The sequence below is a fragment of the Enterobacter cloacae complex sp. IR5459 genome, assembly GCF_049238005.1.
Classification (GTDB): Bacteria; Pseudomonadota; Gammaproteobacteria; order Enterobacterales; family Enterobacteriaceae; genus Enterobacter; species Enterobacter hormaechei_C.
In genome coordinates, this window is sequence record NZ_JBMKIG010000003.1 from 522,089 (window position 1) to 534,621 (window position 12,533).

At 55.2% G+C, this 12,533-nt stretch carries 12 protein-coding genes; 2 read left to right on the plus strand and 10 right to left on the minus strand.

The window, feature by feature from the left end; translation table 11 throughout:
• The first annotated feature begins 29 nt into the window (after positions 1-29).
• Positions 30-1,049: a M4 family metallopeptidase gene (locus ACOTX4_RS08965; RefSeq protein ID WP_045330482.1), complete on the plus strand. Its 1,020-nt coding sequence runs from the start codon at positions 30-32 to the stop codon at positions 1,047-1,049.
• On the plus strand, positions 1,049-1,399 hold the full coding sequence (locus ACOTX4_RS08970; protein ID WP_003860606.1) for a protealysin inhibitor emfourin: 351 nt from the start codon (positions 1,049-1,051) through the stop codon (positions 1,397-1,399). Before ACOTX4_RS08965 ends, ACOTX4_RS08970 begins: the two co-directional genes overlap by 1 nt.
• Here the strand turns inward: ACOTX4_RS08970 and ACOTX4_RS08975 are convergent.
• The 10 genes from ACOTX4_RS08975 to ndk form a co-directional block, all read right to left on the minus strand.
• Entirely contained in the window at positions 1,396-1,617 is a 222-nt protein-coding gene (locus tag ACOTX4_RS08975) for a zinc ribbon domain-containing protein (RefSeq protein WP_003860607.1), read from the minus strand. The two genes, ACOTX4_RS08970 and ACOTX4_RS08975, sit on opposite strands and share 4 nt — an antisense overlap.
• Positions 1,618-1,675: 58 nt before the next feature.
• The gene (locus ACOTX4_RS08980) at positions 1,676-3,217 is read right to left on the minus strand and encodes a peptide MFS transporter (protein ID WP_003860609.1); all 1,542 of its coding nucleotides are present in this window, start codon (positions 3,215-3,217) and stop codon (positions 1,676-1,678) included.
• Positions 3,218-3,517: 300 nt separating this feature from the next.
• The gene (gene der / locus ACOTX4_RS08985; protein ID WP_003860611.1) at positions 3,518-4,990 is read right to left on the minus strand and encodes a ribosome biogenesis GTPase Der; all 1,473 of its coding nucleotides are present in this window, start codon (positions 4,988-4,990) and stop codon (positions 3,518-3,520) included.
• A gap of 112 nt (positions 4,991-5,102) precedes the next feature.
• Complete coding sequence (bamB, locus tag ACOTX4_RS08990; protein ID WP_003860612.1) at positions 5,103-6,281, minus strand: outer membrane protein assembly factor BamB; 1,179 nt, start codon at positions 6,279-6,281, stop codon at positions 5,103-5,105.
• A gap of 10 nt (positions 6,282-6,291) precedes the next feature.
• Positions 6,292-6,912 (minus strand): YfgM family protein, encoded by a 621-nt coding sequence (locus ACOTX4_RS08995; protein WP_003860614.1) that lies wholly within the window; start codon positions 6,910-6,912, stop codon positions 6,292-6,294.
• 13 nt (positions 6,913-6,925) lie between these two features.
• Positions 6,926-8,200 carry a histidine--tRNA ligase gene (hisS, locus tag ACOTX4_RS09000; protein WP_022649001.1) on the minus strand — a complete coding sequence of 425 codons (1,275 nt, stop codon included), beginning with the start codon at positions 8,198-8,200 and terminating at the stop codon, positions 6,926-6,928.
• Positions 8,201-8,281: 81 nt separating this feature from the next.
• Positions 8,282-9,400, minus strand: a complete 1,119-nt coding sequence (ispG, locus tag ACOTX4_RS09005) for a flavodoxin-dependent (E)-4-hydroxy-3-methylbut-2-enyl-diphosphate synthase (RefSeq protein WP_003860619.1) — start codon at positions 9,398-9,400, stop codon at positions 8,282-8,284.
• A gap of 26 nt (positions 9,401-9,426) precedes the next feature.
• Complete coding sequence (gene rodZ / locus ACOTX4_RS09010; protein WP_045330488.1) at positions 9,427-10,434, minus strand: cytoskeleton protein RodZ; 1,008 nt, start codon at positions 10,432-10,434, stop codon at positions 9,427-9,429.
• Positions 10,435-10,725: 291 nt separating this feature from the next.
• Positions 10,726-11,892, minus strand: coding sequence for a bifunctional tRNA (adenosine(37)-C2)-methyltransferase TrmG/ribosomal RNA large subunit methyltransferase RlmN (locus tag ACOTX4_RS09015; protein WP_063937755.1), 1,167 nt, complete (start codon positions 11,890-11,892; stop codon positions 10,726-10,728).
• 147 nt (positions 11,893-12,039) lie between these two features.
• Positions 12,040-12,471 (minus strand): nucleoside-diphosphate kinase, encoded by a 432-nt coding sequence (gene ndk, locus ACOTX4_RS09020; RefSeq protein WP_003860625.1) that lies wholly within the window; start codon positions 12,469-12,471, stop codon positions 12,040-12,042.
• Between the last annotated feature and the right edge of the window lie 62 nt (positions 12,472-12,533).

Sequence of the window (12,533 nt, forward strand, 5' to 3'; positions counted from 1 at the left end):
CTATTGCCTTTTTTGATAAGGAGAGCAGCATGCCCCATCTTCATAGCGTCATCCCTCCGTATATTCTTCGTCGTATTATCGAAAGCGGTTCAGAGCCCCAGCAGCGCTGCGCCCGTCAGACATTAACCCATGTGCAAACCCTGATGGCGCATATGCCGGGCAAACCCGCCGCGCCGCATGTGAATAAAGCCGGTCAGCTTGAGCGTGACATCTACGATGCGAAACAGACCCAGGAGCTGCCGGGTAGCCAGGTGCGCTATGAAGGCCAGCCCTCCAACGGCGATGTGGCGGTGGATGAAGCGTACGATTATCTGGGGATCACCCATGATTTCTTCTGGAAGGAGTATCAGCGGGATTCGCTCGATAATAAGGGGCTGATCCTGACCGGTACCGTGCATTACGGCCGTGAGTATCAAAACGCCTTCTGGAACGGCCAGCAGATGGTCTTTGGCGATGGCGACGGGGAAATCTTCAACCGCTTCACCATTGCCATCGACGTGGTGGCGCATGAGCTGAGCCACGGTGTGACGGAGACCGAAGCCGGGCTCATTTACTTTGAACAATCTGGCGCGCTGAACGAGTCGTTATCCGACGTGTTTGGTTCGCTGGTGAAGCAATACTATCTTAAGCAAACCGCCGATCGGGCAGACTGGCTGATTGGCGAAGGGCTGCTGGCAGCGGGGATTAACGGCAAAGGGCTGCGCTCCATGTCTGAACCCGGCACCGCCTACGACGATCCCCTCCTTGGCAAAGATCCGCAGCCCGCGCACATGAAAGATTTCATCAAAACGCGCGAGGATAACGGCGGCGTACACCTCAACTCTGGCATCCCCAACCGGGCGTTTTACCTGGCCGCAACAGCAATCGGTGGCTACGCCTGGGAAAAAGCGGGTTATGCCTGGTACGACACGGTTTGCGATCGCAACCTGGCGCAGGATGCGGATTTTGACGCTTTCGCAAAACTGACGATCGCCCACGGCGAGAAACGCTCCGGTAGCGACGTTGGGGCGGCCATTAAACAAGCCTGGGAACAGGTGGGAGTACTGTAATGCAGGTACCGGAACTGACGGATGACGCCGTGGTTGAGCTGGCCCGGGAAGGCGGCGTCGCCTTTATTCCTAAGCTGAGCGGTCAGCGCACGATCGCCCTCTCCACGCTCAACGAGGCACAGCGTCAGCGCGTGGTGAATATTCTGGAACAGGCTATCCCGCGCGGACAGCCACCGGGCCAGGCGTCGTCTCCGGGCAGCGGCGATCAGCGCTATTTTCGCATTCAGATAATCTGGACCCGGCACAATCAGGCGCAGTATACCGATATTATTGTGCTGGTTCCGGAGCAGGAAGCGCCGGAATCGCTGATTGAGCTATGGCAAAAAGGAGAAGGCTGCGTGTGCGATTAAGCCCCAGCCCTGACGAACTCGACGCGTTTTTTTGAGATCAGCCCATGGCCGTTCTGACAGAAGTAATCCACCGCGCCGCAGGCCTTGAGTACCTGAAGCGGCTGATGGCAGTCAGGGCAGCGCGCTTCGAGGGGAATATCTTTATTGCAGCTGTCGCAGTGCGCGATACCGTTTTGCGGCTCGAGCGCTGCGTGGCAATCCGGACAGGTAATCGACATGCTCTCTCCTGTTGAGTTGGGCCGGGACAGGACAACTGCCCCGGCAGACTGAATAGTATCAGGCTTCGGTAGCCGGTTTAGTTTGCGCATTTTCCAGCATGCGACGTACCGGAACAATGAGGACGATCAGCACCGCAGCACAAATCAGCAGCGCGATGGAGCAACGGGCAAAGAGGTCTGGCAGCATATCCAGCTGGTCGGCCTTCACGTGACCGCCAATCAGCCCCGCAGCCAGGTTACCCAGCGCACTGGCGCAGAACCACAGGCCCATCATCTGGCCGCGCATTCTTTCCGGCGCCAGCAGGGTCATGGTCGCCAGACCAATCGGACTCAGGCACAGTTCCCCGAGCGTCAGCATCAGGATACTGCCCACCAGCCAGAACGGAGAAACCCCTGCCCCACCATTGCTCAGTACGTTCTGCGCCGCCAGCATCATCAGGCCAAAGCCCGCCGCTGCACACAGAATACCGATCACGAACTTGGTGATGCTGCTCGGACGAATGTTTTTGCTCGCCAGCTTCGGCCATGCCCAGCTAAATACCGGGGCCAGCAGAATGATGAACAGGGCATTAATCGACTGGAACCACACCGCCGGGATCTCAAAATCACCGATCATGCGGTTAGTGTAGTCGTTGGCGAACAGGTTGAAGGAGGTTGGCTTCTGCTCGAACGCGGACCAGAAGAACGCGGCGGAGACCAGCAGAATAAAGCACACCAGCAGCCTTGCGCGCTCTTTGCGATTCAGCCCGGCGAAGATGAACAGATAGATGAAGTAGAGCGCGACGGAGGCGGCAATCACATACACCAGCACGCTGGCGACCGCGACCGGATTAATCACAATCACGCCCTGGGCAATCAACGTAACGATGATTGCAACACCCACAGCCAGCGCCAGCAGCCAGGCGCCCACGCCGTTACGTTTCACTACCGGACTGTTCCAGGTGGAGTCCAGACCGACTTCGCTGTCGTAACGCTTCATGGCCGGAACGGCAAACACGCGGAAGATAATCAGGGCGACCAGCATCCCAATACCACCGATACCAAAGCCCCAGTGCCAGCCGTGGGTTTTAATCAGCCAACCGGAAATCAGAGGGGCAATGAACGAGCCCATGTTGATGCCCATATAGAACAGCGAGAAACCGCCGTCACGACGCGCATCGCCCTTTTTGTACAGTGTCCCCACCATGACCGAGATACAGGTCTTGAACAGGCCGGAGCCGAGCACGATAAACATCAGGCCGATGAAGAACAGGTTGTCGCCCATGATGGCCGACAGGGCAATCGACAGGTGCCCAAGCGCAATCAAAATCGAACCGTACCAGACGGCCCGCTGCTGGCCGAGCCAGTTATCCGCCAGCCAGCCGCCCGGCAGCGCGGCGAGGTACATGGTGCCAGCAAAAATACCGACAATCGCCGAGGCGTTTTCACGCGCCAGGCCCATTCCGCCGTCATACACGGTGGCGGCCATAAACAGGATCAGTAGCGGGCGAATACCGTAAAACGAGAAACGCTCCCACATCTCGGTGAAGAACAGAGAACCGAGCGGATAAGGATGGCCGAAGAAGGTTCGGCTCTCTTTTTGATTAACAGAGGATTGCATAATTCTCCCGAAAAGGTATGTGTCGTGCTTGTAAACACCAGCATGTACGCCGAACGGTTACGTATCCGATCGATTTTTTACATGCGGCGAAATGTTGGTTAACCATTTGATAACCAGGCGCTAGTTTTGTCTAGTGCCGAACCCTGGACTTTAAGACGAAAATTCGACGATTGTCTACTTTCTTAGATATAAACATGGTTCAAAGCGAATAGTGATTGACATCACACAGGGAAGGCGGGCCTTTTGAATGAGCGAAAAAAAACCCGCGACAGGCGCGGGTTTTAGTGAGATCGGTAAGGATTATTTGCTTTTCTTAATGTGCTTAATCAAACGCTTACGCTTACGCATCTGGTTCGGCGTCAGGGTGTTGCGTTTATTCGCAAACGGGTTTTCCCCTTCCTTGAACTGAATACGGATAGGCGTACCCATCACGTCCAGCGACTTGCGGAAGTAGTTCATCAGGTACCGTTTGTAGGAGTCCGGCAGATCCTTCACCTGGTTACCGTGGATCACCACGATAGGCGGGTTATATCCCCCGGCGTGAGCATATTTCAGCTTCACGCGACGACCGCGCACCAGCGGCGGCTGGTGGTCTTCAGCAGCCATGTTCATGATACGGGTCAGCATCGCCGTGCTCTGACGGCGGGTAGAGCTGTCATAGGCTTCACGAACGGATTCGAACAGGTTGCCGACACCACTCCCGTGCAGGGCAGAGATAAAGTGAACGCGGGCAAAGTCGATAAAGCCCAGACGGAAGTCCAGCGTCTCTTTCACCTGCTCGCGCACTTCATTGCTCAGGCCGTCCCACTTGTTGACGACGATAACCAGTGAGCGCCCACTATTGAGGATAAAGCCGAGCAGAGAGAGATCCTGATCGGAGATACCTTCACGTGCGTCAATAACCAGCAGCACCACGTTGGCGTCTTCAATCGCCTGAAGGGTCTTGATCACCGAGAATTTTTCCACCACATCGGTGATTTTCCCGCGCTTACGCACCCCTGCGGTGTCGATAAGTACGTACTCACGTTCATCGCGCTGCATTGGAATGTAGATGCTGTCACGCGTTGTGCCTGGCATGTCGTAAACCACCACGCGCTCTTCGCCGAGAATACGGTTAGTAAGCGTAGACTTACCCACGTTTGGGCGACCCACGATAGCCAGCTTGATAGGCAGATCCTGCGGGTTGAAGTCGTCTTCCGGCTCTTCCTCTCCTTCTTCTCCGGCTTCAAACTGCGCCCAGTATTCAGCGTCCTCGTCCACCTCTTCCGGTGGGTTTACTTCATCAACCCACGGCAGCAGAACGGTTTCCAGCAGGCTGGTGACGCCACGGCCATGCGAGGCCGCGATAGGATAAATATCGCCCAGGCCTAAAGACCAGAAATCCGCAATGGCCTGATCGGCATCGATGCCGTCAGTTTTGTTCGCCACCAGGAAGGTTGGCTTTTCGCGTGAACGCAGATGTTTAGCGATAGCAGAATCCGCGGGCATCAGGCCAGCGCGAGCATCCACCATAAACAGAACCACATCTGCTTCTTCGATAGCCAGCAGAGATTGCTCTGCCATGCGGGTTTCTACGCCGTCTTCCGTACCGTCAATACCCCCGGTATCGATACAGATGAACTCGCGTCCTTCCACCTCTGCACGACCGTACTTACGGTCACGCGTCAGCCCCGGGAAATCCGCAACCAGCGCATCACGGGTGCGTGTTAAACGGTTAAAAAGAGTGGATTTTCCAACGTTAGGGCGCCCGACAAGCGCGACCACAGGTACCATGTTTGAAGCCTCATAAAATTCAAAATAACGTCGCTTTCGCAGCGTTTTTAAAAATGTCAAAACGGCTCCTGAGTGAACAGGAGCCGTTTAGTATACTACAACCGCCGTGTAATTAACGCGTGATCGCGTACAGCGTGCCGTCTTTTGCCTGAATCAGCAGTTTGCCGTCAGCCACAACGGGCTCCGTCAGGAAGCCTGAGCTATCCACTTTCTGCTGTGCCACGAAGCGGCCATTCTCTGGATCGATCCAGTGCATATAGCCTTCGCTGTCGCCCACCACCAGGCTGCCGTTATACAGTGCCGGTGCGGTCAGCAGACGGTGCAGCAGATCGCTTTGCGTCCACAGCGTTACGCCACCTTCGGTGCTCAGCGCCAGCAGGCGGTCGTTCTGATCCACCATATAAATACGGTTGCCGTCGACGATGAAATCGTTCACGGAACCCAGCTCACGTTTCCACATGATCTGGCCGCTACGCAGGTCCAGCGCCGTCAGGTTGCCGTTATACGCCAGCGCGTAAACCACACCGTCGACGATAACTGGCGTGGTGTCCACGTCACTCAGACGGTCGATTTCAGTTGAACCGGTCGCCTGGGAAATACGCTGCTGCCAGATCATCTGGCCCTGCTGCATCAGTACCGCGCTGACTCGGCCGTTGTCACCGCCCACAATGGCGGCACCAAATGCGGTCGCCGGAGCAGATTCACCACGCAGAGACAGCGCTGGCATATCCAGGTTAACCGTCCATTTTACCAGACCATCGGCTTCGTTCAGCGCCTGCAACTGGCCGTTGCTGGTATGGATCAGCACCAGGCCGTCGCTAACAACCGGACGCGACAAGGATTCACCGGCAACGGTGGTCTGCCATGCAACCGAACCGTCGCTGGCATTCAGCGCGTAAACCTGCGCTTTTTCGCTGCCCACATACACGTGACCGCCAGTAACGGTCAGGCCGCCAGAAAGCAGTGCAGGTTTACGGGAGAACCAGCCGTCTTTTTCCGCCAGGTTAATGGACCACACTTCTTTTCCGTCATCAGCGTTCAGCGCTTTAACGGTGCCTTTGCGATCGGCCGCATAGACAACGCCGTCAGCAAATGCCGGGTGCAGGTTGGAATAAAAATCGCCAATACCATCGCCTACGGAAGTGTCCCAGGCGGTAGATGGGGTGAACTGGTTTTCAACCGTCGGCAGCGGGGACATTTTAACAACGTCTTCTTCGCCACTGAACAGTGAACAACCACTCAATAACGTAACAGAAAGCAGTCCTGGCAGAAGTAATTTACGCAATTGCATTGGGTCCCTCTCAGACGGACAAATTATTTATTTTCATCTGCATCATTTCGCTCAGCGCAGGTGAAGCTTTACTATCCACGCCAGCTTGCCACGCTTTACGCGCGCCCGCTTTATCACCCTTACTCAGCAGTGCTTCACCGCGAAGATCGGCAACAATAGCGGCAAAGCCTTCGCCTTTAATGGTATCAAGCGTTTTGAGCGCGTCGTCGGCTTTTTTCTGCTGAACCTGGATACGCGCCAGACGCAGATTGATCACCGCTTTCAGATTATCGTCACTGGCAGCAGCAAGCCCCTGAGACAGTTGCGCAGCGGCTTTGTCCAGTTCGTTTTTATCAACATACTGCTGAGCCACTTCCAGCGCAGCCAGCGCGCCGTAGGTGTTTTTGTTGTCAGCGGCAAATTTCTCCGCAGCCGTCAGCGTTTGCGGCTGATCGGCACGGATTGCGCTAACGGTATTTTCGTAGTTCAGGGACGAACCGCGAGCAGAGTCAGCCTGATGATTGTTCCAGTAACGCCAGCCTACCAGCGCACCAACACCTAAAATAACCCCTACAACCAGTGCCTTGCCGTTTTCAGCAAAGAAGCGTTTAACCGCATCAACCTGGTCGTGTTCGTTCTCGTAAATTTCCACGCAGTCCTTCTCCTTAGCCCAATAGTGTGCGCAAGTGCGCCGCAACGCCATCCTGCGTTACCGTAGTTTGCTCACCAGAGCGCAGGTCTTTAACTACCACTTCGCCGTTGGCCACTTCGGACTCACCCAGCACCAGTGCGATACTTGCGCCCCACTTATCGGCACGAGCAAACTGTTTTTTAAAGTTGCCGCCGCCGTGGTTGGTCATCAGCTTAACGTCCGGCAGCGCATCGCGCACGCGTTCGGCAAGCTGCATTGCCGCAGACTGCGTATCCGCACCTGAGGCCACCAGGTATATATCGACAACAGGATCAGCTTTAAATTCCGGATTAACTGCCTGAACCAGCAAAACAAGTCGCTCAAGGCCCATCGCGAAGCCTACTGCCGGTGCTGCGCGACCACCCAGTTGCTCGACCAGACCGTCATAACGACCGCCAGCACAGACGGTGCCCTGCGAACCGAGGCTGGTGGTGACCCACTCAAATACGGTGCGGTTGTAGTAGTCCAGACCGCGCACCAGACGCTGGTTAACGGTATAAGCAATGCCCGCCGCTTCAAGCAGCTTGCACAGGCCGGCAAAGTGTTCGCGGGAATCCTCATCCAGGTAGTCACCCAGCGCTGGCGCATCATTCAGCAGCGCCTGTACGTCAGGATTTTTGGAATCGAGTACGCGCAGCGGGTTGCTGTACATACGACGCTTACAGTCTTCGTCGAGCTTCTCTTTGTGCTGTTCCAGGAACGCCACCAGCGCATCGCGATAGTTCGCACGCGCTTCCAGAGAACCGATAGAGTTCAGCTCCAGGGATACGTGCTCAGAAATACCGAGCGCACGCCACCAGCGGGCAGTAAGCATAATCAGTTCAGCATCGATATCTGGTCCTTGCAGACCAAACACTTCCACGCCAAGCTGGTTGAACTGACGGTAGCGGCCTTTTTGCGGACGTTCGTGGCGGAACATCGGGCCGATATACCACAGGCGCTGCTCCTGATTGTACAGGAGACCATGTTCGATGCCGGCGCGTACGCAACCCGCCGTCCCCTCAGGACGCAGGGTCAGGCTGTCGCCGTTGCGGTCCTCAAAGGTATACATCTCTTTTTCAACCACGTCGGTTACTTCGCCGATCGCGCGTTTGAATAACGGGGTCTGCTCTACAATCGGCAAACGAATTTCGCTGTAACCGTAGCTGCCGAGCACCTGCTTCAGTGTGCCTTCAATGCGCTGCCAGATGGCGGTTTCGCCAGGCAGATAATCGTTCATGCCGCGGATGGCTTGAATGTTTTTTGCCACGTTTATTCTCTTTCTATATACAAAAAAGAACCCAAAGAATGGGTTCAATCATACATGGGAAGCAGCCTGCTTCCCATCACGTTATTTTTCAACCTGCTGAACGCTGATGCGCTGCGCTTCGTCCATCATCGTCGCTTTTGCACGAATGCGGGCTTCGAGCTGGTCGATCATGTCACTATTATCCAGACGATCTTTACGAACGCCATCCTCATAGAGACCACTTTTCTTGTTACCGCCGGTCACGCCCAGCGTGGACACCAGCGCTTCACCCGGACCGTTCACCACGCAGCCGATGATGGAAACGTCCATCGGGGTGATGATGTCTTCCAGGCGCTGCTCCAGAGCATTCACGGTGCCGATCACGTCAAACTCCTGACGTGAACAGGTTGGGCAGGCGATGAAGTTGATCCCACGCGCGCGGATACGCAGTGATTTCAGGATGTCGAAACCGACTTTGATCTCTTCCACCGGATCGGCGGCCAGGGAGACACGTAACGTGTCGCCGATGCCTTCAGAGAGCAGCAGGCCGAGACCAATCGCAGATTTTACCGAACCGCTGCGCAGACCGCCCGCCTCGGTGATGCCAAGATGCAGCGGCTGATCGATCTGTTTTGCCAGCAGACGATACGATTCAACGGCCAGGAAGACGTCAGACGCTTTCACGCTCACTTTAAACTGATCGAAGTTAAGGCGATCCAGATGATCGACGTGACGCATTGCGGATTCGAGCAGCGCCTGCGGCGTCGGCTCACCGTACTTTTCCTGGAGATCTTTTTCCAGAGAGCCAGCGTTTACGCCGATACGGATTGGAATGTTTTTGTCGCGGGCGCAGTCAACCACCATGCGAATGCGCTCTTCGTTGCCGATGTTGCCTGGGTTAATACGCAGGCAATCGACACCATATTCAGCGACTTTCAGCGCGATACGGTAATCGAAGTGAATATCGGCAACCAGCGGAACACTCACCTGCTGCTTGATCAGTTTGAACGCCTCGGCGGCGTCCATGGTAGGCACAGAGACGCGAACAATGTCCGCGCCGACGCGTTCTAATGCTTTGATTTGATTGACCGTCGCTTCTACATCCGTAGTACGCGTATTGGTCATCGACTGGACGGCGATAGGCGCCCCATCGCCGATTGGCACGTTCCCAACGTAAATCCGTTTCGATTTTCTACGTTGAATAGGAGCCTGGTTATGCATGTAAAATCTCCCGCATTGCCCGTCTGTTACTGTGCTGCTGATTGTTCGGCATTAACGGTAAGACGCGCAACCTGGTTAGTTCTGATAAAGCGGCTCAGATCGACAGGTTTTCCTTGATACTGGATCTGTACCGCTGCCGGTGCGCCGATTTTAAGCTTGTAAGGTGCCTGGCCCGTTAGATTTAACGTGCCATCTTTACGTTGCAGGCCGCTGAACAGCTTTTTACCTGTCGCGTCAGTCACTTCCAGCCAGCAATCAGCCGTAAAATTCATCACCAGCGCATTCGGGTCAACGGCAGGTGCCGCCGTGCCAGCCGGGTCAGTTGGCAGTGACGCCGCGGTGTTCTCTGCCGGTGCCGTTGCCGCAGGGGCGGTATCAACATTGGCCTGAGAAGGTGATACGACCGCGTTCTGATCCTGGGTCTGGGTGGCTGGCGCAGTATTCGTCGTCGCTTCTGGCGTCGCCGCTGGCTCGGTTGCAGGCGTGTTGCTTGCTGCCGACTGAGGTTCGCTGGAGGTCGCCCCTTCGGTGCTCAACGGCACGCTTTGCGCGCCGTTATTACCAGACTGATTAAGCTCAGCGGAGGACTGATCGGCCATGGTGGTGATCTCTTCCTGCTGCGCTTTGTGGTTTTGCCACCACCATGCGCCCGTCAGGCCGACAACCACAAACAGGACCAGCCAGGTAAAGCTCATCAGCCAGCCATCGCGTTTTTTACGACGTTTACCCAGAGAGAAGCTTTGCATCGGCGCAACTTTTGCCGCACGCACAGGCGCCTGCTTCTCCATCATCGGCAGTAATTCGTCTTCAGGGATATGAACCAGTTTGGCGTAAGAACGGATATAACCGCGCAGAAACGTTGAAGCCAGATCGGCGGGTGCCTTATCTTCTTCAATATCGCGAACGGTGGAAACCTTCAGGCACAGGCGTTCTGCAACGGCTTGCTGGCTAAGTCCGAGTTGTTCACGGGCGTTGCGAAGACGAACGCCAGTGGAGAGTGCTGCATTTTGATCGTGAGTGGCTTCAGTATTCATTCGCTACAACTACTGGTACGTGAAAATAAGGGTTCAGGTGCCGGTGAGTCACAATGCCACCCGCACCGCGAAACTTTAGGTCAGTTAACCTGGAACAAACAGTATAAGACTGTCGGGCCGCAGATGACAGCGCTGGCAGGCCTTCACGCTAAACTGTTGTTACGTCGTTACATACTGCCCGAAAGTCGTATGAAACGCACCGTAATTATTAATCAGTCGTGATGATTGTGACTGAATATTCAGTAAATTAATGCTTCACGGCGCAAAAAATGCGCCGTGTCTGCATAATAATCAAATGGTTTTAACCGCGATTGACTCACCCTGCATACGCTTACGCAGCGTACGTTTGGTACGGTCAATAACGTCACCCGCCAGCTGGCCACAGGCTGCGTCGATATCGTCGCCACGCGTTTTACGTACGATGGTGGTGAAACCATACTCCATCAGCACTTTTGAGAAGCGATCGATACGGCTGTTCGAGCTACGGCCATACGGCGCGCCCGGGAACGGGTTCCATGGGATCAGGTTGATCTTGCATGGCGTATCTTTCAGCAGTTCAGCCAGCTCATGTGCATGCTCGGTACCGTCGTTAACATGATCCAGCATCACGTATTCAATGGTCACGCGGCCCTGGTTAGCGTTGGATTTCTCCAGGTAACGGCGCACGCCAGCCAGGAAGGTTTCGATATTGTACTTTTTGTTGATCGGCACAATTTCGTCACGGATGGCATCGTTTGGCGCGTGAAGGGAGATGGCCAACGCAACGTCAATCATATCGCCCAGTTTGTCCAGCGCAGGCACCACGCCGGAAGTAGAGAGCGTAACGCGGCGCTTGGACAGGCCAAAACCGAAATCGTCGAGCATAATTTCCATCGCCGGAACGACGTTGGTCAGGTTGAGCAGCGGTTCACCCATCCCCATCATCACCACGTTGGTGATTGGACGTGTACCGGTGACTTTCGCCGCGCCCACGATTTTCGCGGCACGCCAGACCTGGCCGATGATTTCCGACACGCGCAGGTTACGGTTAAAGCCCTGCTGCGCCGTAGAGCAGAATTTGCACTCCAGCGCACAGCCCACCTGAGAAGAGACGCACAGCGTGGCGCGATCGTCTTCCGGGATATACACGGTTTCAACGCGCTGATCGCCAACGGCAATGGCCCACTTGATGGTGCCATCTGAAGAGCGCTGCTCTTCCACCACTTCCGGTGCGCGGATTTCAGCCACTTCTTTAAGCTTATTGCGCAGCACTTTGTTGATGTCCGTCATGTCATCAAAGTTGTCGCTGCAATAGTGGTACATCCATTTCATGACCTGATCGGCACGAAACGGCTTCTCGCCCATCTCTTTAAAGAACTCGCGCATCTGCTGACGGTTCAGGTCCAGCAGGTTAATTTTTCCATTTTTATTGGGAACCGCAGGAATGGCGACTTCGGAGGTATTCACTAATTCAGACATAATTTTTTCCGGCCTCGTTGTTACACGTTGTGGCCCTTGGTGGGTTGAAAAGAAACGCCCCGGTAAGCAGTCTGCTCGTCCGGGGCGTTGCATTGTACAAAGTCTGGCGCAGGGATGCCACGTTTGCACGCGGCATTTACGAAATTATTAGCGAGTGCGCGGGCACACTTCGCCTTCAGCGAAGAAGAACGCGATTTCGCGCGCAGCAGATTCAACAGAGTCGGAACCGTGGGTGCCGTTCTCGGTGAAGCTGTCTGCGTAGTCAGCGCGCAGAGTACCTGCCAGCGCGTTGTCCGGGTTGGTTGCACCCAGCAGATCGCGGTGACGCTGTACCGCGTTTTCGCCTTCCAGTACGGATACCACGATTGGGCCAGAAGTCATGAACTCGACCAGACCGTCAAAGAATGGGCGACCTTCGTGCTCAGCGTAGAAACCGCGAGCCTGCTCAACGGTCAGGTGCAGCATTTTGGTGCCAACGATCTTAAACCCTGCTGATTCAAAGCGAGCGAAGATGCTGCCAATAACGTTTTTTGCCACCGCGTTTGGTTTGATGATGGAAAAAGTACGTTCAATAGCCATTGATAACCTCTGTAAAATGTTCTGTTGTTTTTGCATACCTGAGTATGGTGTGGCGCGGATTA